The sequence below is a fragment of the Natronococcus sp. genome (assembly GCF_047921035.1).
Classification (GTDB): Archaea; Halobacteriota; Halobacteria; order Halobacteriales; family Natrialbaceae; genus Natronococcus.
This window is the reverse complement of record NZ_JBLRWX010000004.1, coordinates 49342-69973: the sequence shown is the minus strand read 5'-3', so window position 1 is coordinate 69973 and position 20632 is coordinate 49342. Positions and strand designations below refer to the sequence as shown.

24 protein-coding genes are annotated in these 20632 nt (G+C 67.1%); 15 read left to right on the top strand and 9 right to left on the bottom strand.

Annotated elements, in window-relative coordinates:
• The first annotated feature begins 17 nt into the window (after positions 1 to 17).
• From ACNA7R_RS01970 to ACNA7R_RS01960, 3 genes are all read left to right on the top strand, one after another.
• On the top strand, positions 18 to 1199 hold the full coding sequence (locus ACNA7R_RS01970; RefSeq protein WP_416281857.1) for an NAD-binding protein: 1182 nt from the start codon (positions 18 to 20) through the stop codon (positions 1197 to 1199).
• 195 nt (positions 1200 to 1394) lie between these two features.
• On the top strand, positions 1395 to 1718 hold the full coding sequence (locus ACNA7R_RS01965; protein ID WP_416281856.1) for a hypothetical protein: 324 nt from the start codon (positions 1395 to 1397) through the stop codon (positions 1716 to 1718).
• Positions 1719 to 1884: 166 nt separating this feature from the next.
• On the top strand, positions 1885 to 3702 hold the full coding sequence (locus tag ACNA7R_RS01960) for a PQQ-binding-like beta-propeller repeat protein (RefSeq protein WP_416281855.1): 1818 nt from the start codon (positions 1885 to 1887) through the stop codon (positions 3700 to 3702).
• 78 nt (positions 3703 to 3780) lie between these two features.
• On the opposite strand, the gene deoC is transcribed toward ACNA7R_RS01960, so the two are convergent.
• Complete coding sequence (gene deoC / locus ACNA7R_RS01955) at positions 3781 to 4416, bottom strand: deoxyribose-phosphate aldolase (RefSeq protein ID WP_416281854.1); 636 nt, start codon at positions 4414 to 4416, stop codon at positions 3781 to 3783.
• 71 nt (positions 4417 to 4487) lie between these two features.
• On the opposite strand from deoC, the gene ACNA7R_RS01950 reads away from it, so the two are divergent.
• From ACNA7R_RS01950 to ACNA7R_RS01925, 6 genes are all read left to right on the top strand, one after another.
• Positions 4488 to 5468, top strand: a complete 981-nt coding sequence (locus ACNA7R_RS01950; protein ID WP_416281853.1) for a ribose 1,5-bisphosphate isomerase — start codon at positions 4488 to 4490, stop codon at positions 5466 to 5468.
• Positions 5469 to 5534: 66 nt separating this feature from the next.
• The gene (locus tag ACNA7R_RS01945; protein WP_416281852.1) at positions 5535 to 6347 is read left to right on the top strand and encodes a DUF63 family protein; all 813 of its coding nucleotides are present in this window, start codon (positions 5535 to 5537) and stop codon (positions 6345 to 6347) included.
• Positions 6348 to 6384: 37 nt separating this feature from the next.
• Positions 6385 to 7278, top strand: coding sequence for a carbohydrate kinase family protein (locus tag ACNA7R_RS01940; RefSeq protein ID WP_416281851.1), 894 nt, complete (start codon positions 6385 to 6387; stop codon positions 7276 to 7278).
• A 186-nt stretch (positions 7279 to 7464) separates the two neighbouring features.
• Positions 7465 to 7761: a HalOD1 output domain-containing protein gene (locus ACNA7R_RS01935; protein WP_416281850.1), complete on the top strand. Its 297-nt coding sequence runs from the start codon at positions 7465 to 7467 to the stop codon at positions 7759 to 7761.
• A 99-nt stretch (positions 7762 to 7860) separates the two neighbouring features.
• The gene (locus ACNA7R_RS01930) at positions 7861 to 8589 is read left to right on the top strand and encodes a nucleoside phosphorylase (protein WP_416281849.1); all 729 of its coding nucleotides are present in this window, start codon (positions 7861 to 7863) and stop codon (positions 8587 to 8589) included.
• 46 nt (positions 8590 to 8635) lie between these two features.
• A complete protein-coding gene (locus ACNA7R_RS01925; RefSeq protein WP_416281848.1) occupies positions 8636 to 9178 on the top strand; it encodes an amphi-Trp domain-containing protein in 543 nt (180 codons plus the stop codon).
• A gap of 10 nt (positions 9179 to 9188) precedes the next feature.
• Here the strand turns inward: ACNA7R_RS01925 and ACNA7R_RS01920 are convergent, their stop codons facing one another.
• Complete coding sequence (locus ACNA7R_RS01920) at positions 9189 to 9914, bottom strand: DUF547 domain-containing protein (protein ID WP_416281846.1); 726 nt, start codon at positions 9912 to 9914, stop codon at positions 9189 to 9191.
• A 115-nt stretch (positions 9915 to 10029) separates the two neighbouring features.
• On the opposite strand from ACNA7R_RS01920, the gene ACNA7R_RS01915 reads away from it, so the two are divergent.
• Positions 10030 to 11049 carry an AI-2E family transporter gene (locus ACNA7R_RS01915; protein ID WP_416281845.1) on the top strand — a complete coding sequence of 340 codons (1020 nt, stop codon included), beginning with the start codon at positions 10030 to 10032 and terminating at the stop codon, positions 11047 to 11049.
• Positions 11050 to 11154: 105 nt separating this feature from the next.
• On the opposite strand, the gene ACNA7R_RS01910 is transcribed toward ACNA7R_RS01915, so the two are convergent.
• Positions 11155 to 12219 carry an SDR family NAD(P)-dependent oxidoreductase gene (locus ACNA7R_RS01910; protein ID WP_416281844.1) on the bottom strand — a complete coding sequence of 355 codons (1065 nt, stop codon included), beginning with the start codon at positions 12217 to 12219 and terminating at the stop codon, positions 11155 to 11157.
• On the opposite strand from ACNA7R_RS01910, the gene ACNA7R_RS01905 reads away from it, so the two are divergent.
• Together ACNA7R_RS01905 and ACNA7R_RS01900 are read left to right on the top strand one after the other, a co-directional pair.
• The gene (locus ACNA7R_RS01905; protein WP_416281843.1) at positions 12205 to 13458 is read left to right on the top strand and encodes a tRNA (N(6)-L-threonylcarbamoyladenosine(37)-C(2))-methylthiotransferase; all 1254 of its coding nucleotides are present in this window, start codon (positions 12205 to 12207) and stop codon (positions 13456 to 13458) included. The genes ACNA7R_RS01910 and ACNA7R_RS01905 overlap by 15 nt on opposite strands.
• 45 nt (positions 13459 to 13503) lie before the next feature.
• The gene (locus ACNA7R_RS01900; RefSeq protein ID WP_416281842.1) at positions 13504 to 13740 is read left to right on the top strand and encodes a glutathione S-transferase N-terminal domain-containing protein; all 237 of its coding nucleotides are present in this window, start codon (positions 13504 to 13506) and stop codon (positions 13738 to 13740) included.
• A gap of 23 nt (positions 13741 to 13763) precedes the next feature.
• On the opposite strand, the gene ACNA7R_RS01895 is transcribed toward ACNA7R_RS01900, so the two are convergent.
• From ACNA7R_RS01895 to ACNA7R_RS01885, 3 genes are all read right to left on the bottom strand, one after another.
• Positions 13764 to 14174 carry a cupin domain-containing protein gene (locus tag ACNA7R_RS01895; RefSeq protein WP_416281841.1) on the bottom strand — a complete coding sequence of 137 codons (411 nt, stop codon included), beginning with the start codon at positions 14172 to 14174 and terminating at the stop codon, positions 13764 to 13766.
• Positions 14175 to 14256: 82 nt separating this feature from the next.
• Positions 14257 to 15135: a mechanosensitive ion channel family protein gene (locus ACNA7R_RS01890; protein WP_416281840.1), complete on the bottom strand. Its 879-nt coding sequence runs from the start codon at positions 15133 to 15135 to the stop codon at positions 14257 to 14259.
• 78 nt (positions 15136 to 15213) lie between these two features.
• The gene (locus tag ACNA7R_RS01885; RefSeq protein WP_416281839.1) at positions 15214 to 15753 is read right to left on the bottom strand and encodes an HIT family protein; all 540 of its coding nucleotides are present in this window, start codon (positions 15751 to 15753) and stop codon (positions 15214 to 15216) included.
• Positions 15754 to 16005: 252 nt separating this feature from the next.
• Here ACNA7R_RS01885 and ACNA7R_RS01880 point away from each other — a divergent pair, with 252 nt between their 5' ends.
• Positions 16006 to 16206: a hypothetical protein gene (locus ACNA7R_RS01880; protein WP_278290227.1), complete on the top strand. Its 201-nt coding sequence runs from the start codon at positions 16006 to 16008 to the stop codon at positions 16204 to 16206.
• A gap of 3 nt (positions 16207 to 16209) precedes the next feature.
• On the opposite strand, the gene map is transcribed toward ACNA7R_RS01880, so the two are convergent.
• From map to ACNA7R_RS01865, 3 genes are all read right to left on the bottom strand, one after another.
• Positions 16210 to 17106: a type II methionyl aminopeptidase gene (map, locus tag ACNA7R_RS01875; RefSeq protein ID WP_416281838.1), complete on the bottom strand. Its 897-nt coding sequence runs from the start codon at positions 17104 to 17106 to the stop codon at positions 16210 to 16212.
• 54 nt (positions 17107 to 17160) lie between these two features.
• Positions 17161 to 17286 carry a hypothetical protein gene (locus ACNA7R_RS01870; RefSeq protein ID WP_416281837.1) on the bottom strand — a complete coding sequence of 42 codons (126 nt, stop codon included), beginning with the start codon at positions 17284 to 17286 and terminating at the stop codon, positions 17161 to 17163.
• A gap of 261 nt (positions 17287 to 17547) precedes the next feature.
• The gene (locus ACNA7R_RS01865) at positions 17548 to 18462 is read right to left on the bottom strand and encodes an isoaspartyl peptidase/L-asparaginase (protein WP_416281836.1); all 915 of its coding nucleotides are present in this window, start codon (positions 18460 to 18462) and stop codon (positions 17548 to 17550) included.
• A 92-nt stretch (positions 18463 to 18554) separates the two neighbouring features.
• Here ACNA7R_RS01865 and ACNA7R_RS01860 point away from each other — a divergent pair, with 92 nt between their 5' ends.
• Positions 18555 to 18845, top strand: coding sequence for a hypothetical protein (locus ACNA7R_RS01860; protein WP_416281835.1), 291 nt, complete (start codon positions 18555 to 18557; stop codon positions 18843 to 18845).
• Positions 18846 to 19042: 197 nt separating this feature from the next.
• On the top strand, positions 19043 to 20305 hold the full coding sequence (icd, locus tag ACNA7R_RS01855; RefSeq protein WP_416281834.1) for an isocitrate dehydrogenase (NADP(+)): 1263 nt from the start codon (positions 19043 to 19045) through the stop codon (positions 20303 to 20305).
• The last annotated feature ends 327 nt before the right edge of the window (positions 20306 to 20632 follow it).

Here is a 20632-nt window from a genome sequence, read left to right as displayed (position 1 = left end):
CGCCTCCGAGCGGAGGTATGGTCGGCGAACGCGTCGTGGAGCGGTTGCCCGAGGACTGGCGCTGGGTGGTGACGACGCGGGCGGCGGTCGCCCTCGCCATGCTCGTCGCCCTGCTCTCGGTCGCAACGGGGATCTTGCGGATCGATCAGCAGGCCGCCGACTACGGTCCCTTCGCAGCCCACGTGCCGATCGTCGTCCAGAACGCGGTCGGATTCACGGGGGCGCTGACGGGCTTTCTGATGCTCGCGAGCGTGCTCGCGCTCAGACGACGGCTGCGCGCCGGCTGGTGGGCGACGTTCCTGCTGTTGCCGCTGACGGCGATCCAGGGGCTGTTGCAGGCGAGCCCGTACTCGCTGCCGCTGGTCGTCCTCTCGGTGTGTGCGCTGCCGACCCTGCTGCTCAGCCGCCGGCAGTTCGACCGCTCGCTCGCGCTGACGACGACCCAGCTGGCCGCCGGCGGCGCGCTCGTCGGGGTGCAGGCCTACGGCACGTTCGGCTCGTACGCCCTACGCGAGCAGTTCGACGGGATCGACCACCTGCTCGACGCCTTCTACTTCACGCTGATCACCTCGAGCACGGTCGGCTACGGCGATATCGGCCCCGAAACCGAAATCGCGATCCTCTTTACGATGTCCATCGTCGTGCTCGGCGTCGCGAGCTTCGGTATCGCCATCGGATCGCTCGTCGGCCCCGCGATCCAGGCCCGCCTCTCGAAAACTCTCGGAATAATGACAGACACAGAACTCGACCTGCTGGACGACCACATCCTCGTGCTGGGCTACGGGGATCTGACCGAACCGATCGTCAACGAACTCGACGAGGCGAACCGACAGTTCCTGGTCGTCACGCAGGACCAGAACGCGGCGAGCGCGCTCGCCGAGCGCGACATCCGCGCGCTGACGGCCAACCCGAGCGACGAGGAGCCGCTCCGACGCGCGAAGATCGAAAACGCGCGGGCCGTCCTCGTCGCAACCGACGACGACGCCCAGGACGCGATGGCGGTGCTGACCGCTCGCGAGCTCCGGCCCGACGTCCGGATCGTCACCGCCGCGACCGATCGACAGAACACCCGGAAGCTCGAACGCGCCGGCGCGGACGACGTCATCAGCCTCTCCGAACTCGGGGGGCACCTGCTGGTGCGGTCGGCGCTCGGGAAAGACGAGTCGCCGGTCGTCTCGCGGCTGCTCGAGACGGAGTGACGACGACCGGCCCGAGCCGTGCTCCGGAACATCTTCTCACACCTACGCCCACCGCAAAAATATAGTGAGGGAGCGGAGACTGTACGACTACAGTACATGACACGAAGAATACGTGAACGAGCGGTCAACCGATCTAACGGCTCGAGGCGGGACGTACCGCGTCGGTCGTCGATCGGTTCAATGGAGGCGACGTAGATGCTACAGCTACTCAACGCCGCGTTCGTGCTTCAGGCGGAGGGCGAGGAGCTACCGATGGACGAGTCGACGTTCCTCATCGTCGCGGCGGTCACGTCGATCGTCTTCCTGGCAATCACGGTCGGCGTCGCCTATTGGATCTACACGGACGCTGCGAAGCGGGAGAACAACGAACTGGTGTGGGCGCTCGGCACCGCGGGACTGTTGATCCTCTTTTTCCCGCTGGGCGTGATCGCCGCGATCGCGTACGTCGTCGTGCGCGGCGAGAAGGTGACTCCCCAGGCGGAGTCGCGACAGGCCGAACCCGCCGGCCAGGAGTGGTAACGGGGGATACGCCGCTCGAGCCCGCGAGGACGTCCTCGAGGGCCCGATGCAGTCGGGGACGTCCCGTCGAGCGAGCACGATTCTCACCCGTCCGAAACAGTTGCGGGAAGGACAAGTCAGTCGTAGCAACTGGATAGTAATCAGACATTCTCGCGTCGGCGCTCGTATGACGAAGTGGCGACGGCGTTCGGTGCTGGCGACCGGTGCAACGCTCACCGCGGGGGGAATCTTCGCGTCGATCGGGGCCGGCGAGGGGACGGCCGCTGGCGACCTGCCCGATCCGACCATCGACCCGAATCCGGGGTTGGACGAGGACTGGCCGTCGTTCGACGGCGACGCCGGCCACGCGCGGTACGTTCCCGACGGTCCCGCCCTCGAGGGCGAGGCACTCGAGGACGTCTGGACCGTCGACACCGCGATCAACGTCGGCGTCGCGGTCGCCGACGGCGTCGTCTACGCGAGGACCGCGGACGGTGTCGCCGCGCTTGACGCCGCCGACGGCTCGACGATCTGGGAGACCACCGGGATCGACGCGAGCGCGCCGTCGGTGGTCGGCGACACCCTCTACATCGCCGACGACGAACTGTTCGCGCTCGACGTCGCCGACGGCTCGATCCGCTGGCAGACCGAGTTCGAACCCGAAGACCGGATCGCGAGTCAGACGGTCGCCTACGATACCGTCTTCGTCGTCGCCGACGGGACGCTGTACGCCCTCGAGCCGGCGGACGGCTCGGTCCGGTGGGAACACGAGTCGATCGCGGTCGAGCCGCGGTCCGGCGAGGGAGAGGCGGAACAACGGGGGTTCGTCGGTACGACCGCCGCGGCGAACGGCGTGGTCTACGCCGGTGCGGTAGACGGCATGGGAGGCGTAACCGCGGCGTTCGACCCCGAAACCGGCGAGGAGGTCTGGAGCGAACCCTCGAGCAACTACGGCGGCCAGCGGAGCCAGACGCGGGTGACGGCGACCGCCGTCACCGCCGGTCGCGCCAGCTACTACGCGCGACACATCGCCGACGCACAGACGGGCGAGGAACTCGAGAAGGTGTCGGCAGAAGGCATCAGCGTCACGCTCGGCGAGGAGCTCTATCTCGGCGGCTACGAGGCCGACGCGCTGGTCGGTCGCTCGATCCACGGCGACGAGTACGGCTGGGAGGTCGCCGTGGCTCGCAACGTCGGGGACGCCGCGATCGTCGGCGACACCGTCTACGTCTACTTCCGGGAGACGATGGCCACGTACGGGGAGTACAACGGCGAACTCGTCGCGCTCGAGAAGGACGATGGGAGCGAGCGGTGGACGGTCTCGACGGACGACCTCCCGGTCGGCGAGGTGCTGGCCGTCAGCGGCGACACGATCTACGTCGAACGCGACGGCAACCTCGTCGCGCTTCGCGAGGAGACGGACGAGGAGGGCGACACCGGTGAAGACGAAGGCGAGGAGGAACCCGACGGCGACGGAGACGAGCAGGACGAGAGCGACGAGAGCGACGACGACGGACAGCCGGACGGCGAGGGTGAAGCGGATGACGACGAAGCGCAGGAGAGCGCCGAAGGCGAGGACGAGGAAGACGACCAGGGCGATGACCAGTACGGCGGAGAGGAAGACGACGAGGACGAGACCGATGACAGCGTCGACGACACCGACGATGGCGACGATGGCGTCGACGACAACGGAGATGAGGGGATCGACGACGATCCGAACGGAGACGACGATCCCGGAGTCGATGACGAACCGGACGACGACGATGGAGACGACGCGGTTGACGACGCCGACGACGAAGACGGAAGCGTAGATGCCGACGACGGGGACGACCCGAACGACGAGACCGCTGACGACGAAGCGGACTCCGTCCCCGGATTCACGACTGGGGCCGGGATCGCGGGCGGCGTACTAGGGCTCGAGTGGCTGCGCCGACGAGCCGCGACCGACGCGTCGGCGGAGTCGACGGACGAGCGAACGGTGCCCGCGGACGACCCCGAGAACTAACGGGCCCGTCGCGGCGCCGTCGGTCGGCTTCCCCGGACGGCTCAGGCGACGGAGACGGAACCCGAAGCGGTCGCCGCGCTACTCCGGTGCGCCCTCGAGGATCTCGACCCCGCTCGAGGCGCCGATGCGCTCGGCGCCGGCCTCGAGCATTTCGATCGCCTCGTCGTAGCTGCCGACGCCGCCGCTGGCCTTGACCGGGAGGTACTCGCTCATGAGTTCGACGTCCGCGACGGTGGCGCCGCCGTCGGCAAAGCCCGTCGAGGTCTTGACCATTGCGGCGTCGGCCGCGCGGGCGGCCTCGCAGGCGTCGCGTTTCTCGTCGTCGGTCAGCAGGGCCGTCTCGATGATCACCTTCACCGGGATCGGGACGGCCGCGACGAGTTCGGCGAGTTCGTCCTCGACGGCCTCGAGCCGGCCCGCCTCGACGTGGGCGACGTTGAGGACGACGTCGAGTTCGTCGGCGCCGGCCTTCCAGGCGAGGACGCCCTCGCGGCGTTTCACGTCGGGGGCGTTCTGGCCGTGGGGAAACCCGATCACGGTTGCAAGGGTGACTTCGGGTGCGTAGTCGGCAGCGTGTTCGACGGCGTAGGGCGGGATGCAGGCGTTCATCCCGTGTTCGGCGGCGTCGTCGAGGACGTCCTCGACGTCGGCGAGTGTGGTCTCGGGGCCGAGGATGGTGTGGTCGATCAGCGGAGCGAGTTCGTCGCGGTCCATACCGGACCGACTCGCCGAACGATCAAAAATCCGTCCGATCCCTTATTTGGGTCCGGGGGCTACTGGCCGCCATGGACGAGGAGCAACCGGACGTCGCCCCCGTGGTCGAGGCGACCGCCGACGATATCGCGACGATGGAGATCCGCGGCGCGGCGGCGATCGGGGACGCCGCGGCGGAGGCGCTGGCTATTCAGGCCGAGCGCTCCGGCGCGTCGACCCCGGCGGCGTTTCGCGACCAGCTTCGCGCCGCCGCCAAGGAACTGTACGAGACCCGACCGACCGCCGTGAGCCTCCCGAACGCGCTCCGATACGTGCTCCGGGGGATCGAGGGCGAGACCGTCTCGGAGCTGCGGCGGTCGACGGTCGACCGCGCCCGTGAGTTCCAGGCCGACCTCGAGCAGGCCCAGGAACGGCTCGGCGAGGTCGGGGCGAATCGCTTACGGGACGGCGACGTGGTGATGACCCACTGTCACTCGACGGACGCGCTCTCCTGCGTCGAGGCCGCGCTGGACGCGGGCAAGCACATCGAGGCGATCGTTAAGGAGACCCGGCCCCGCAAGCAGGGTCACATCACGGCCGAACAGCTCCGCGAGTGGGACGTGCCCGTGACGCTGGTCGTCGACAACGCGGCCCGGCGCTACCTGGACGACGCCGACCACGTTCTCGTCGGCGCCGACAGCATCGCGGCCGACGGGGGCGTCATCAACAAGATCGGCACCAGCGGGCTGGCGGTCAACGCCCGCGAGCGGGGCGTCCCGGTGATGGTCGCCGCCCAGACGATCAAGCTCCACCCCGACACGATGACCGGACACACCGTCGAGATCGAGATGCGCGACGAGTCGGAGGTACTCGCCCCGGAGGAGTACGCCGACATCACCGGCGGCGACCGTGCGGACGACGGCCTCACGGTGGAGAACCCCGCGTTCGACGTCACGCCCCCGAGACACGTCGACGCCATCGTCACCGAACGGGGACAGTTCCCGCCGGAAAGCATCGTCACGCTCATGCGGGAGCTGTTCGGCGAGACGACCGGCGAACCCTGGGAGGTCTGACGGCGGGACGCCCTCGAGGCGGTCCGGATCGGAAACGGTTAGTCGCTGCTGTGTCCCAACTCGGGTATGGTGCTTCCCGAGGGGTTCGCGCTTCCGCCCGCGCAGTTTCTCGTCCCGATCGCGATAGGGGCCGTCGCCGTCGCCGCGGCGCTGTGGTCGGCCGACCCGCCCGTGACCGATCGGACGGTGCTGGCCTTCGCCCCCTGGATGGTGTTCGGCTCGAGCCTGCACGTCCTCTACCGGCTCGGCTCCTACCCCGACGACCTCGCCGTGCTGTTCGGAACGCCGAGCGTCTACGTGATAACGGGGATCGCGGCCGGCGCCGTCTGGCTCGCCGGGATCGCCCTCGAGCGAACCGGAGCCGCCTCGAGCGAGCCCCCCGTCGCTGCCGTCGGCACGCTCGGCTTCGTCGGTGCTGCAGCGACCGCCGTCTCCGTGCAGGGAGGATTCGGGGACGTCTTCTGGCCGATTCTCTCCGTCGTCCTGACGGTGCTGGTCACGGCCGGCGTCTGGGCCGCCCTCGATCGGCGCTACGGGGAGGTCGCCGCCGTCACGGGCGCGACCGGTGCGCTGGTCGTCTTCGGCCACACCCTGGACGGGATCTCGACGGCGATCGGCTTCGACGTCCTCGGGGCAAGCGAGGAGGTGCCGCTGTCGCTCGCGATCCTCGAGGCCGGCCACGCCCTGCCGATCGCGGAGTACGTCGGCGGGGGCTGGCTGTTCGTCGTCGTGAAGGTCGCGCTGGCGCTGGTTATCGTCGGCCTGTTCAAAGAGTACGTCGAGGACGCCCCGCGGCAGGGTCGGGCGCTGCTCGCCCTCCTCGCCGCGGTCGGTCTCGGGCCGGGCGCGCACAACGTCCTCCTGTTTCTCGTCACCTAGACTTTTTGCCCCCCGCGCCCTCTGTTGCTAATCTGTTATGGTTACCGTCCTCACCGCGGGTCACGTCAACTGGGACGTGACGCTCCGTATCGATCGACTCCCGGTCGCCGACGGCGAGGCCTCGATCCGCTCCCAGCAGCAGTCCGGCGGCGGCAGCGCCGCGAACGTCGCCGCGACGCTGGCCGGACTCGAGGTCGACGTCGGTCTCATCGGCAGCGTCGGCGACGACGACAACGGACTGCTCGCCCGCCACGAACTCGAGGAGACGGGCGTCTCGATCGACGGCCTGCGGATCGTCGAGGACGCCGAGACGGCCGTGAAGTACCTGCTGGTCGAAGACAGCGGCGAGGTCGCCGTGTTGGGCAACGACGGCGTCAACGAGGCCGTCGGACCCGAGGACCTCGAGCCCGACCGGATCCGGGCGGCGGACCACGTCCACCTGACGAGCCAGCGCCCCGACACCGCCGCCGAGATCGCCTCGATCGCCAGCGAAGCCGGCGTCACCGTCAGCTTCGATCCGGGTCGGCGGCTGGGCGATCGGGACTACGGCGACGCGCTTGCGCTCGCTGACGTGATCTTCGTCAACGACCGCGAGGCGGAAGCGATGCTCGAGGACGAGTACAGCACCTCAACGTTCGACGATCGGCTCGTCGTCGTCAAACACGGCGCTGACGGGGCGTTGCTGCACACGCCCGACGGCGATCACGTCCACCCCGGGTTCGAGGTCGAAACGGTCGACACCGCGGGCGCCGGCGACGCCTTCGCCGCCGGCTTCATCGCGACGATGGTGGCCGACGGCGACGGCGGGTTCGACCCCGGCCGAGCGCTCGAGTACGCCAACGCCTGCGGCGCGCTGACCGCCGGTCGGGAGGGCGCGCGAAGCGTCCCGTCGGCCGCCGAGGTCGAGGCGTTTCTCACTGATCGCCACTGACGGGTTATTTTATATGATCGGGTATGATAGAACTCGGATAGGTGTCCGACACACGAATGACGAGTGTATGACGACAGGATGAGAGTCCACGTCCGGCGGTTCTCATCGGATGTTACCCGGCGGTACCTATTTGTCGAGTGCCGTTGGCCAGTGGTCTAGGGAGTCACGGCGACGTGACTGAGAGACATGAACGAACGAACGACACCCAACACCCCTGGATGTGGGTTCGGTCAGCGCGTCCAGTACGACCGAGACGACAACGAACCGCCAAGCATCGCCGTCGCGACGGCGCTTGCGACCTACCACGGTGAAGACGTCACCGACTCCAGCATCCGGCTGTACGACTACATCGATCCCGAGGCGCTGGACTCGCTGTTCGTCCGCACCTACGGCGGCGGCGATCGATCGACCGGGACGGTCGTCTTCGACGTCGACGACGTCACCGTCACCGTCGGTCCGGAGCAGGTAGAGGTAACCGGGTAAGTCGACTGCGCGCTCGAGCGTCGACGGCGGATCCGGGGGTGATCTCGAGGTCGGCGCGCCCTCGAACCTTTTTTCTCGTCGCCCGCGGAACGCGAGGCTATGGCAACGCAGCCACACCTGCTGGTCGATGAGGGAGACCTGACGGACGTCGCGCTGATCCCGGGCGATCCGGGGCGGGTCGACCGGATCGCCGACCACTGCGACGAGGCCGAGACCGTCGCCGAAAACCGCGAGTACAAGGTCGTCAACGCCACCTACGGCGACCGGGAGCTGACGATCTGCTCGACGGGGATCGGCTGTCCCTCCGCGGCGATCGCGATCGAGGAGATGGCGAACGTCGGCGTCGAGACCTTCATCCGCGTCGGGACGACCGGCGCGCTCCAGTCCGACATCGAGATCGGCGACATGATCGTCGCGACCGGAGCCGCGAAAAACGAGGGGACCTCGAAGCGCTACGAGGACGCCGAGTACCCCGCCGTTCCCGATTACGAGGTGCTCTCCTCGCTGGTTGACTCCGCCGAAGCGAACGGTGAGGAGGTCCACGTCGGTCCGATCGCCTCCGACGACGCCTACTACGCCGAGACCGACGAACACGTCGCCGACTGGGAGGACGCGGGGCTGCTGTCGGTCGAGATGGAGGCCGCCGCCGTCTTCACGCTGGCCCGGCGACGCGGACTCCGCGCGGGCGCGATCTGTACCGTCGACGGCAACCTCGTCGAGGGCACCCAGAAGGGGACCGACACCGAGGACGACGAACTCCCCGAGAAAGCCAAGAACAACGTCGGCCGCGCGATCGACATCGCGCTCGAGGCGACGACACAGCTCTAAGCCGTTCCTGGTGAAACCCTAACTCGCCACGGGTCCTACCGGGCACATGGGAGAAACACTGTTCGAACTCGAGCACGCCTACGACCGCGACGAACTGGCCGCTATCTTTCGGGAGTTCGCCGTCGCCCTCGAGGGCGAAACCCCCGTCGAACTGCACAGCGGCGAGTATCGGCTCACGGTCGACGTCCCCGCGGACGTCGTCGCCGAACTCGAGGGCGAACGCGAGGATGGACGGACCGAACTCGAGTTCGAACTGGAGTGGGACGATCCCGACGGAACCGGGATCCGCGTCACGGACGCCGAAGCGGGAGACGAGACCGCAGACGCCGAAACGACCGCCGTCGAGGAGAACGCGACCGGAGAGGAGGTACGCGACCGCGTCGAGACGAGCGAGTCCCCGGGCCGACGAAGCCGATTCGAGGTGTACCAGGACCGCGCCGAGGAGTGGCGCTGGCGGCTCGTCCACTGGAACGGGAACATCATCGCCGACAGCGGCGAGGGGTACGCCTCCCGATCGAACGCCGAGCGGGCCGCGCGAGGCGTCATGCGGAATGCGCCGAACGCGCGGATCGAACGCCGCGAGGGGTGACGAGGCCGGGTCAGCGCTCGACGATTTCCTCGAGCTCGAGGCCCTCGCGACGGGCGATCCGTTCGTACTCGAGGGTCGGCGTCGCCGACTCCGGGATCGCCTCGTACTCCCGAAGGAAATCGAGGACGCCGCGCTTGCCGCCGAAGTCGCCGCGGTACCGCCAGAAGAGACGGGGGACCGTCGCCGTCTCGTCGTCCGAATCGTAGCCGACGGTCTCCTCTAAGTACCAGCGGATCGCGATGTCCAGATCCTCGTCGACGTCGGCCCCCGAGTAGACGGCGATCGGCGGGCAGCGGTCGCCGCCGCGACTCAGCGCGAAGTGGACCCGCGGATCGCACTCCTCGAGGCGGAACCGGCGCTCGAACCGGGAGGGGAACGGCCGCGGGACGTAGCCGAAGCCCCAGGGGTGTTTCGAGGCGCGGAGCATTCCGTGCTGGATATCGTTGAGACTCAGCCAGACGCCGCCGACGGGGATCCGATCGCGGCCGAAGAACGTCCAGCGGTCGACGAGTCCGCCCTCGAGGAGTTCGGGCGACTCCTCGAGCAACAGCTGGGCGTAGGCGTTGTAGCAGTTGAGCCAGAACGCCAGCCGGCGCTCGCGACTCGAGAGCGCCCGCTCGAGCCGGGAGCGCTCGAGTCTCGCCAAGTGCGTTCGCAACCCCTCGTGGTCGCCCTCGGTCTTGACCGTGTAGAGAAGATCGGCCGACAGCGAGAGGGGATCGAGCTGGGTCGACATCCGAACTAGGCTTGGCGAACCAGCTTCTTGAAGGCGTGTTGCGACTGGCTACGACACTCCGCTATCGGAATATGTCGGGTCCGGCTTTATCTTCCCGAGGCCGGATAGTTGATTCGTGAACCGTAGCAAGGGCTATCTGCTCGTTCTCGTCACGATTTTCGCGTATCTCTCCTGGCAACTCGTCGTGCCGTTCTTCCAGTACGTCTTGCTGGCGCTGTTGCTCGGGTTCACGCTGTTCCCGCTCCAGCAACGCCTCGAGGAGTACGTCTCCCCGACGATCGCCGCGCTATCGCTGGTCTTGCTGGCGATCGTCGGCTTCATCGTGCCGTTCGTACTCGTCGCCGCGGTCGTCGCCGAGGACGCCGCAAATCTGATCCAGGAGACCGACCCCGACGATCTCCAGATCGCCGAGATCGAAGGGCTGATCGAGGAACACACCGGATTCGAGGTCGACATCGTGGGGACGGCCGCCGACTCCGCACAGCAGATCGGCTCGATCGTCCTCGATCAGGCGACCGCCTGGTTCAGCGCACTCACCAGCGCGCTGATCGGATTCGGGCTGGCGCTGTTCCTGCTGTTTTACCTGCTCAAGAGCGGGGACGATCTCATGGACTGGATCCGCGCGCGGACGCCGCTCCCCGACGACGTGCAGGACGACCTCTACGATAACCTGAACGAGGTCACGTGGGCGGTGCTCGCCGGCCACGTCCTGATCGCGGTCATCGAGGGCGTCATCGCTGGCCTCGGGCTGTTCGCGGTCGGCATCCCCAACGCCGCGTTCTGGACGTTCATCATGGTAATCCTCTCGCTGGTGCCGCTGATCGGGGCGCCGTTCGTCTGGGTCCCCGCCTCGATCTACCTCTTCGCGACCGGCGAGCCCGTCCTCGCCGTGGCGCTCGCGATCTACAGCGCCGTCGTCGTCGGGGTCGCCGACGACTACCTCCGTCCCCTCGTCGTCGATCGCTACGCCGATATCAGTCCTGCCGTGATCATCCTCGGCGTGCTCGGCGGGATCTACGCCTTCGGCGTCATGGGCGTGTTCTTCGGCCCCGTCGTCGTCGGCGCGTTCATCGCCGTCGTCAACGTGCTCGACGAGAACTACGAACGGCTCGAGGCGGGATCGAGAACGGACTGATACGGATTGCTGTAACGATTTACCGGCGCAACCGCGACCCGTGCGGCGGTTGCGCCGGTAATGACTTACAGTAAACCGTATGAACGCCGCTCCCGACGGCACCGACTATCTCGACCGGCGTCGCATTGCTCTGTAGCCGGCGTACGCGAGTCCGACGAACCCGACCCCGAGCACCGTCTTTCGGGGCCTCCGTCCGCGCTGTCGCAGCCGCATGTACAGACTCGACTCCGCGACGTACCCTTCGTAGTCACCGCGCTGCTCGAGGTCGCCGACGGCGTCCTCGAGCCCGCTCTCCGTATCCCGCGGGGGTTCGCCCTTGCGCTGCTGGGGACCGAAGACGGCCTTCAGCAGCGTATCCATCAGCTCCGGGGTGTACGTCCCGAGCAGCGTAAACTGTTTCCCGCCCCCACCGACGGTGACCTCCCGCTGGGGGTGTTCCGCCGCGTGGAGGATCGCCCGCGCGACCGTCTCGGAGGCGTACACCGGCGCCGGCACCGTCGCCGCCTCGTCCATGTGATTTCTCGCGTTCTGCGGGTACGGCGTGTCGATCGCGGCCGGCTTGACGAGGGTGACGTTGATCGGGCGACCCTCGTCCTCGAGTTCCATCCGCAGGGCTTCGGTAAATGCCTTGACGGCGTGTTTCGACGCCGAGTAGCTTCCCTGGAGCATGATCGAGCGGTCCGAGACGATGCTGCCGGCGTTGATTATCGTTTCGCCCTCCTCGAGGACGTCGAGAGCCTCGAGCGAGCCGTACAGCAGCCCCCAGACGGTGGTGTCGAACTGCTCGCGCATCTCCTCGACGGGGATCTCCTCGAGGCAGCCGTAGATCGAGACCGCCGCGCCGTTGATCCAGGTGTCGACCCCGCCGTAGGTCTCCTCGGCGACGCGGGCGATCTCGCGGACGTCGTCCCGGTCGCCGAGGACGCGCCGGTGATCACGAGCACCTGCTCCTCGAGCGGTTTCGGTTCGGTCTCGGTCCCTCGTCCGTCGGTGAGTCGCCGAAGCATCGGTATCATCCCAACGAGGACGACGGGTTTGCGCTCGAGGCCTGTATGCGCGTGCACGGCGTCGCTCGAGCGCTACATCGGAGACGGGCGAGAACGGCCCCGATCCGTCGGGCTTTTGGCTCGCGGGACCCGAACGGTGGTAACGACGATGGCCCGGTACCACATCGAGACGTACGGCTGCACGTCCAATCGCGGGGAGAGCCGCGAGATCGAGCGACGGCTCCGCGACGCGGGCCACCACCGGGTCGAGGGCGCCGACGAGGCCGACGTCGCCATCCTCAACACCTGCACCGTCGTCGAGAAGACCGAGCGCAACATGCTCCGCCGGGCCGAGGAGCTGGCCGACGAAACGGCCGACCTCTACATCACGGGCTGTATGGCCCTCGCACAGGGCGAGGAGTTCGCTCAGGCGAACGTCGACGGGCAGGTGCTCCACTGGGACGAGGTCCCTGAGGCCGTCACGAACGGTGAGTGTCCGACGACGACCCCCGACGCCGAGCCGATCCTCGACGGCGTCGTCGGCATCCTCCCGATCGCGCGAGGCTGTATGTCGGACTGCTCGTACTGTATCACCAAGCGCGCGACGGGCAAGATCGACTCGCCGAGCATCGAGGAGAACGTCCGCAAGGCCGAAGCCTTGCTCCACGCCGGGGCGAAGGAGATCCGCATCACGGGCCAGGACACCGGCGTCTACGGCTGGGACGAGGGCGAGCGCAAGCTCCACCGCCTGCTCGAGGAGATCTGTGCACTCGAGGGCGAGTTCCGAGTACGGGTCGGGATGGCCAACCCGAAGGGGGTCCACGGCATCCGCGAGGAGCTCGCCGAAGTCTTCGCCGCGAACGACGAACTGTACGACTTCCTGCACGCCCCGGTGCAGTCCGGCTCGGACGACGTGCTCGGCGACATGCGCCGCCAGCACCAGGTCGAGGAGTATCTCGAGGTGATCGAGACCTTCGACGACGCACTCGACTACTGGACGCTGTCGACGGACTTCATCGTCGGCTTCCCGACCGAAACGGATCACGACCACGCCCAGTCGATGGCGCTGCTCCGCGAGACCCGCCCCGAGAAGGTAAACGTCACCCGGTTCTCGAAGCGTCCCGGTACTGATGCGGCCGAAATGAAGGGGCTGGGCGGGACGATCAAGAAGGAGCGCTCGAAGGAGATGAGCGCGGCCAAGCGCGAAATCGTCGGCGAGGCCCACGAGTCGATGGTCGGCGAACGACGAGAGGACTGTCTCGTCGTCGAGGAGGGAACCGCCGACTCCGTGAAGTGTCGCGATTCGGCGTACAGGCAGATCATCGTCCAGAACGCCGGCGAGCACGGCCTCGAGCCGGGCGACTTCGTCGACCTCGAGGTCACCGCCCACGAGACGATGTACGCCTTCGGCGAGCCCGCCTAAACGCGACACCGACACTTTTCTTGTCCCCGTCCGTACCCGCAGGCGATGCTCGAACTCTACCAGCTCGAGGGCTGTCCGTACTGCGAGACCGTCGCCGATCGGCTCGACGAACTCGAGGTCGAGTACGACAGCATCTGGGTCGAGGCGTTGCACTCCGAGCGTGACGAAGTAAAGCGGGTCTCGGGCCAGCGCGGGGTTCCCGTCCTCGTCGACGAGGCCTACGGCGTGACGATGGCCGAGTCCGAACGCATCCTGGAGTACCTCGAGTCGACGTACGCCTGACTTGCCGATCGAAGCGACGACCGCTACTCGCTCCCCTCGTCGAATTCGCCGGGATCCCGTCCCGGGTCCTCGACGTTCGGCGCGCCGACCGCGAGGACGATCCCCTCCTCGTCGCCGACGTTTCGGTGACCGTGGCCGACCTCGGGTCTGGCCAGCCAGAACGCGCCGGCCTCGATTTTGCGGCGCTCGGTCTCGCCGTCGTGACCGAGGGTCAGCTCGAACTTACCCTCGAGGGCGAAGTACAGCTCCTCCTGTTCGGCGTGGGCGTGGTACCGGATCTCCTCGCCGGGCTCGAAGTACCAGAGCTTGAGCTGGACGTGCTCGCTCGGGAGGAAGTCGTCGATCGCCCGCATCTGGAGGTCCGACGGGACCTCGTCGATCTCCGAGAGGTCGGTCAGCGGGACGTCGTCGGTGTGTACCACCTCGTACTCCATGTGTACTACGTCGAGGCGACCAGCGGCAAAAAGCGTCCGGTCGAGCGGTCGAACTCGCCGGCTCCGACCGTTCCGAGGGCCGTCAGCGATCGACCGCGCTCTCGTCGGCGACGGTCGCCGGCTTCGAGACGACACCGATCTCGCCCGCGATTTCCTGGGGCCCCGCCCGTCCGAGATCGACGCCGGCCTCCTCGAGTCGGTCGACGATCTCGCGGGCGTACTCCGACTGGATGCGACCGTACGTGGCCCGGTCGGGCTCGGCGATCCACATCGAGGCGACGACCTCGACGGTTTCGCCGAGGTCCGTAACCCGCACGACCGGTTCCGGGTACTCGAGAACGTCTGGATTGTCGGCCGCCGCCTCCGAGAGGATCCGGACGACGGCATCGAGGTCGTCGTCGTAGCCCACCCGCACGGGGACCGTCAGGCGGAGCCGGCCGTTGAGCACGGTGTTCGTGACGGCGTTCGCGGTCAGTTCGGAGTTGGGCACCGCGATCACCTCGTTGTCGAAGGTTCGGACCCGCGTCGACCGGAACCTGATGTCCTTGATCACGCCCTCCTTGTCGTTCCAGCGGATCCAGTCGCCGATGTTGAAGGTCGGATCGGTGACGATGAAGACGCCGCTGACGAGGTTGCCGACCACGTTCTGGGCCGCGAACCCGAGCGCGACGGTGAAGGCGGCGACGAGGATCGCGGCGCGCTCGAGGATGAAATCGAGCCCGGCCAGCGAGAGGCCGGCAACGAGCGCGGCGACGACCACGCCGAACGCGGCGACCCGCTCGAGCCCCTCCCGGAGGGTGCGCTCGGTCTCCCGGTACTCCAGTCCGAGCCGGAGAACCGGGAGCACGACGAACCGTCCGACGGCGTAGATCAGGGCGAACGTCACCAGAAACGTCGCGAAGTTATCGAGCAGCGAGAGGTACGCGCCGAGTAACTCCTCGATCGAACTCAGCTCCGGCACGGCCTCCGGATTCGGTGCCGAACCATACAAGGGTTCGGCCAGCACCCGCGGCGATGTGGCGGTCGGGGACGTCACAGCTCACTCGAAGACGACGGCCCCACCCTCGTCGGGGACGGTCGCGCCCTCCTGGTCGGCGAAGGCCTCGTGGAGGTGGTCGTAGGTGTCCTCGAGGGCCTCGACGATCACCGACGTGTCGCCGATGACGGGCATGAAGTTGGTGTCGCCCTCCCAGCGGGGGACGACGTGGGTGTGGAGGTGGTCGTCGATCGAGCCACCGGCGCCGTCGCCCAGGTTGAGGCCGGCGTTGAACCCGTCGGGTTCGAGTCCCGTCTCGAGGGCGTCGAAGGTGCGCTGTTTCAGGCGCGCGTGGTCGAGCAGCTGCTCGTCCTCGAGGTCGCCGTACTCGCCCGTGTGGGCGTATGGAATCACCATCACGTGGCCGGGGTTGTACGGGTAGTTGTTCAGCAGGACGAACGCGTGCTCGCTGCGCGCGACGAGGCGGTTCTCCCGGTCGTCTTCCCGCTCGGGGAACTCACAGAAGACACAGGAGTCGACGTCCGGGTTCTTCTTCTCGCGTCTGATCCATTCGATCCGCCAGGGTGCGAACACCTGCTCCATACGTTCGCCACTCGAGGGACGCCTATAGTAGAACCGACCGACGACGACGGAACGATTCGAGAGCTGAACCACAGTCCGACCGTTGTATGACGAATCGGCACACCGGATGTGAAAGCGGCTGTAGCATCCCCGATGAACGATATCGACCGCTCTCGATCGATTTTACACCCCGCCATCGGCCCGTCGAACAGGTCAGTATACTTCTCGAAACGATACAGAGGTTTAAGATGGTGCTGCGAGAACGGATAGGTAATGGCAACCACAGACGACTCCTTCAACGGGCTGACCGAACACTGCGAGGACTGCGGGCTCGACACCCCTCACGAGGTGTCGGTCCAGCTCCGCACCGAGAGCCGCAAGGAGGAAAACGCGCAGTTCTCCCGGGAACCCTACCGCGTCGCCGAGTGCAAACGCTGCGGAACCCGAACCAGCCAGCGGATGAACAACGCCTAGGGGTTAGGCCGTCGTCACTTCACAGCCGTCCTCGGTGACGATAACCGTGTGTTCTTTTTGACTGACGAGATAGCCCTCGTCCTCTTTCAACACGGGGTAGCCGTGGACGATATCGTTGCGTTTGAGTCGACGCAGCGCCATCTCCGGCCGGTTCGTCTCGAGCCAGCGGGTCGCGAACGGGAGCGTGCGGAACTCCTCGGTGATCTGCTCTAGGGCCTTTCGGGCGTCCCGGTTCCGAACCGATCCCTCGCGCTCGAGGGCGAAGATCTCCTCGCTGGCGCCCTCGGTGACCTTCCCGCCGCCGTCGGTCGCGAACGGCTCGATCGCGACGACGTCGCCGACCTCGAGGGTCGTTCCCTGCGAGACCGCGCGGTTTGGGATCGTCGGGCTGGTGTGTTGCTCCCAGTGGCCCAGCCCGTGGCCCGTGAGGTTGACAACGGGGTTGTAGCCGTAGCTGGTGATGACGTCCTCGATCTCGGCGCCGATCTCGCCGGTCTCGACGCCGGGCTCGATCATGTCGATCGCAGCCTCCAGCGCCTGTTCGGGCGCCTCGGCGAGTTCCGGGTTGCCCGAGTGGTCGACGGTGATCGCGGTGTCGGCGAGCCAGCCGTCGATGCAGACGCCGATGTCGAGGTTGATCATCTCCTCGCCGAACGTCGACTCGTCGTCGATCGACGGCGTCGCGTGGGCCGCCTCCTCGTCGATCGAGATGTTGACCGGGAACGCCGGTTTCGCGCCCATCTCCCGGATGCGGTCCTCGGCGTACTCGGCGACCTCGAGGTGGCTCGCGCCGACCTCGACGCGGTCTGCGGTCTCTGCGCGCACCTGCGAGAGGATCTCTCCGGCTTCGCGGAGCTTCTCGTACTTTTCGGAGTCGAAGTCCACCTCGGATTCGGCCATGTACCGGAGTTACACCGGTCGGCAAAAAGAGGTTCCGTCTCCCGCCGGTCCGGGCTACCGCTCGGAGGTCGACGACGCGATCCAGCGACACGCCGGGCAGGTCTCGAGGCCCTGGACGTTCGAGAGGGTAGTCTCGCACTCCGGACACTGTCGAGCGCCGTGGTGGGGTGGCTTGAGCATCGGGTCGGAACTCGATACGACGATAAATAAAAGTACTTCACGACGATCGTCGATACGAGCCGGCGAATTGGGGGCGATGGGACCGAGGAACAAGCCATTACTCGGAGAAACGGAGCGCAACCACGCGAAACGGTCGTCGCGGTTTTGTCGCTCGAGGGCGTCTTCGCTCGCGGCGTGAGAGACGCCAGTACGGGCGCCACACGGGGCGTCGACCGATCCCCGAGGGCGACGCCCCGTACCCGGCGGAAGACCTGGGGGTCGTTAGCGATCGCTCGCTCGAGCGGTCTGCATCCCGTCGCTGTTGTAGGCCGAGCCAAGCCGTCCCCGGGCGTCGATGGCGATGACGCCGGCGGTCGAGCCGGTGAGTTCGGCGAATTCCTCGATCGCGAGCTCGGCCGCTACGTCGGCGTCGAGGCCGCGCTCGACGTGGCCGGCGACCCGCCGCGAGAGGGTTACCCGCGCGATGTCCTCGCCGGCGCCGGTCGCGCTCACCGCCGCCGAGGGACAGCAGTAAAAGCCCGAGCCGACCTGCGGGACGTCCCCGACGCGGCCGGCGAGCGCGAGCCAGCGCCCGCCCGTCGACGTCGCGGCGGCGAGGTTCTCGCCGTCGAAGGCGACCGCACCCACTGTGTCGTGATCGAGGTCCGTGGCGTCCGCATCTATCTCGGTTTCCTCCTCGCGGCCGTCGGGATCCGTTCGGCCGTAGTGTTCTCGGATCCACTCGAGTTCGCTCTCGACACCGCCGGCGGGCGCCTCGAGGTCGGCCCACTTCTCGCGGGTGCGCTCCGACCAGAGGTCGCCCCCCGTCTCGACACCGAACGCCTCGGCCAGCGAGACGGCGTGCTTGCCCGAGACGAACCCGTGGGGCGTCTCCTCCATGACGATTCGAGCGACCTCGACAGCGTGTTCGACGTCGGGCATCGAACAGGCCGCGCCGACGGAGCGATCGTCGGTCATGATCCCCGCGTCGGTCCGAATACGGCCGTCGCTCTGGACGGCGCTGCCGACGCCCGCGTTGAACCGGGGTGAGGACTCGAGGACGCCGACCGCGGCCTCGACGGCCTCGACCGGGGTCGATCGCTCGGCGCCGGTTTCGGCTGCTCGCTGCAGGATCTCCTGTCTCGGTTCCGGCTCTTCCGGCGTGCTTCCGGCGCCGCCGTGGACGAGTAGCTGCATACCGGTCTCTGGTGAGGCGAGCACGGTAACGGTTTCGCGACGGCCTGAAACCCTACACACTTACCAGCCGGGGCTGAGTAGCACCGTGGAGGATGACGTCGGCCCTCCTGCTGGCCGGGTTCTGCGCCGCGATGACCGTCCTCGCCGTCGGGCGGCTACTCGCCAGCGACGAGCCCACCCCGTATCAGGGCGGAATCGCACTCCTCGTGTTTGGTATCACGGTGCTGGCCGGGTTCTGGAGCGCGAGCAGACTGGGGTGGTCGACCGCGACGGGACGAGCGCTGTTTGGAGCGGGCGGCGTCATTATCGTGATCGTCGGCGCCGTCCTCCTCGCCCGCCACTGGGAGGCGGCGGCCGACAGCGGGGACGACCCGGTGTCGTAATCGCCGTTCGTCGCAGCCCGGTTCGACAGCCGACGAAGAGGTGTGTCACGATCGAAACTGTGTTTTACCGGTATGAGGGGTCCTCGAGCGGATTTTTCCACGATCGGCGGCGGTCGACCGGCTGACGGGGAAAATCCGGCGCAACATCGACGGAAATGGGAGGTCTTTTAGCCCCATCGGAGCACGGTACAGACGAGATGAGCTACGACAAGATCGAGGTCCCCGAGGAGGGGGAGAAGATCACGCTGAAGGAGGGAAGCGACGACGAGCTGGAGGTCCCCGACAACCCGATCATCCCGATTATCTACGGTGACGGCGTCGGCAGCGACGTCGGTCCCGCCGCCCAGAAAGTTCTCGACGCCGCCGCGGAGGCGACCGGTCACGATATCAACTGGATGCGAGTCTACGCCGGCGAGTCCGCCCGCGAGAAGTACGACGAGAACCTGCCCGACGAGACCGTCGAGGCGATCAAGGAACACCGCGTCGCGATCAAGGGCCCGCTGACGACGCCCGTCGGCGCCGGTTTCCGCTCGCTGAACGTCGGTCTGCGCAAGCTGCTCGACCTCTACGCGAACGTCCGGCCGACCTACCACCTCGACGGCGTTCCGTCGCCCGTCTCCGAGCCCGAGCAGATGGATATGGTCACCTTCCGTGAGAACACGGAGGACGTCTACGCCGGAATCGAGTGGGAGGAAGGCACCGACGAGGTCGAGGAGGTCAAGGAGTTCGTCGAGGAAGACATGGGCTTCGACGACGTCATCCACGACGGCCCCGTCGGCATCGGCGTCAAGCCGATCACCGAGTTCGGAACGAAGCGACTCGTCCGCCGCGCCATCGACTACGCCCTCGAGCACGACCGCGACTCGGTCACGCTGGTCCACAAGGGCAACATCATGAAGTTCACCGAGGGCCAGTTCCGCGACTGGGGCTACGAGGTCGCCGAAGAAGAGTACGGCGACGAGGTCATCACCGAGGACACCCTCTGGGAGGAGCAGGACGGCGAGGCCGACGACGACACGCTCGTCGTCAACGACCGCATCGCCGACAACATGCTCCAGCAGATCCTCACCCGCACCGACGAGTACGACGTCATCGCGACGATGAACCTGAACGGCGACTACATGTCCGACGCCGCCGGCGCCCAGATCGGTGGTCTCGGCATCGCCCCCGGATCGAACTTCGGCGACGGCCGCCTGCTGGCCGAGCCCGTCCACGGCTCCGCGCCCAAGTACGAGGGCCAGGACAAGGTCAACCCGACCGCGATGATCCTCTCGGGCCGGATGATGCTCGAGTACCTCGGCTGGGACGACGCCGCCGACCTCGTCCGCGACGCCGTCGAGGAGACCATCTCCTCGGGCAAAGTCACCTACGACCTCGAGCGCCAGCTCGAGGACGCCGAGAAACTCGCCACCAGCGAGTACGCCGACGAAGTCATCAGCAACATTGAAAATCTCTCGTAGATAACGTTTCGGGCAGTCGGGCCGCACGCGGTCTGACGCGTTCGGGAGACCGGTTGTCTCGGGTTCGAACGCTCGCGAACCCGACACGCCGCATCGTCGTTTTTTGTCGTGTAGCTCCGTATCGCCGTTCCACCCGTCCGAAGCTGGAACGAAGCGTTCTCCAGCCGACCGGCGGAAAGCTTATATCGGTGGCTCGGCCAAGGTTGGCGTATTAAATACATGGTCTGGTGGGACACAAACAACAAAGGTGGTAGTCGAAACAACTCCGCTCTCGGTGGTGCGGAAGCGTCCGAACGCGGTCCGAATCAAGGGAAGGCGTCTCCAGAA

Excerpts from the sequence above, each read along its gene's own strand:
- ACNA7R_RS01940 (WP_416281851.1), top strand. The coding sequence starts at position 6,385 with ATGGTTACCGTCCTCACCGCGGGTCACGTCAACTGGGACGTGACGCTC.
- icd (WP_416281834.1), top strand. The coding sequence starts at position 19,043 with ATGAGCTACGACAAGATCGAGGTCCCCGAGGAGGGGGAGAAGATCACG.
- deoC (WP_416281854.1), bottom strand. The coding sequence starts at position 4,416 with ATGGACCGCGACGAACTCGCTCCGCTGATCGACCACACCATCCTCGGC.
- ACNA7R_RS01950 (WP_416281853.1), top strand. The coding sequence starts at position 4,488 with ATGGACGAGGAGCAACCGGACGTCGCCCCCGTGGTCGAGGCGACCGCC.
- ACNA7R_RS01935 (WP_416281850.1), top strand. The coding sequence starts at position 7,465 with ATGAACGAACGAACGACACCCAACACCCCTGGATGTGGGTTCGGTCAG.
- ACNA7R_RS01885 (WP_416281839.1), bottom strand. The coding sequence starts at position 15,753 with ATGGAGCAGGTGTTCGCACCCTGGCGGATCGAATGGATCAGACGCGAG.
- ACNA7R_RS01865 (WP_416281836.1), bottom strand. The coding sequence starts at position 18,462 with ATGCAGCTACTCGTCCACGGCGGCGCCGGAAGCACGCCGGAAGAGCCG.
- ACNA7R_RS01960 (WP_416281855.1), top strand. The coding sequence starts at position 1,885 with ATGACGAAGTGGCGACGGCGTTCGGTGCTGGCGACCGGTGCAACGCTC.
- ACNA7R_RS01970 (WP_416281857.1), top strand. The coding sequence starts at position 18 with ATGGTCGGCGAACGCGTCGTGGAGCGGTTGCCCGAGGACTGGCGCTGG.
- ACNA7R_RS01880 (WP_278290227.1), top strand. The coding sequence starts at position 16,006 with ATGGCAACCACAGACGACTCCTTCAACGGGCTGACCGAACACTGCGAG.
- ACNA7R_RS01900 (WP_416281842.1), top strand. The coding sequence starts at position 13,504 with ATGCTCGAACTCTACCAGCTCGAGGGCTGTCCGTACTGCGAGACCGTC.
- ACNA7R_RS01860 (WP_416281835.1), top strand. The coding sequence starts at position 18,555 with ATGACGTCGGCCCTCCTGCTGGCCGGGTTCTGCGCCGCGATGACCGTC.
- ACNA7R_RS01930 (WP_416281849.1), top strand. The coding sequence starts at position 7,861 with ATGGCAACGCAGCCACACCTGCTGGTCGATGAGGGAGACCTGACGGAC.
- ACNA7R_RS01920 (WP_416281846.1), bottom strand. The coding sequence starts at position 9,914 with ATGTCGACCCAGCTCGATCCCCTCTCGCTGTCGGCCGATCTTCTCTAC.
- ACNA7R_RS01925 (WP_416281848.1), top strand. The coding sequence starts at position 8,636 with ATGGGAGAAACACTGTTCGAACTCGAGCACGCCTACGACCGCGACGAA.
- map (WP_416281838.1), bottom strand. The coding sequence starts at position 17,106 with ATGGCCGAATCCGAGGTGGACTTCGACTCCGAAAAGTACGAGAAGCTC.
- ACNA7R_RS01965 (WP_416281856.1), top strand. The coding sequence starts at position 1,395 with ATGCTACAGCTACTCAACGCCGCGTTCGTGCTTCAGGCGGAGGGCGAG.
- ACNA7R_RS01870 (WP_416281837.1), bottom strand. The coding sequence starts at position 17,286 with ATGCTCAAGCCACCCCACCACGGCGCTCGACAGTGTCCGGAGTGCGAG.
- ACNA7R_RS01895 (WP_416281841.1), bottom strand. The coding sequence starts at position 14,174 with ATGGAGTACGAGGTGGTACACACCGACGACGTCCCGCTGACCGACCTC.
- ACNA7R_RS01945 (WP_416281852.1), top strand. The coding sequence starts at position 5,535 with ATGGTGCTTCCCGAGGGGTTCGCGCTTCCGCCCGCGCAGTTTCTCGTC.
- ACNA7R_RS01905 (WP_416281843.1), top strand. The coding sequence starts at position 12,205 with ATGGCCCGGTACCACATCGAGACGTACGGCTGCACGTCCAATCGCGGG.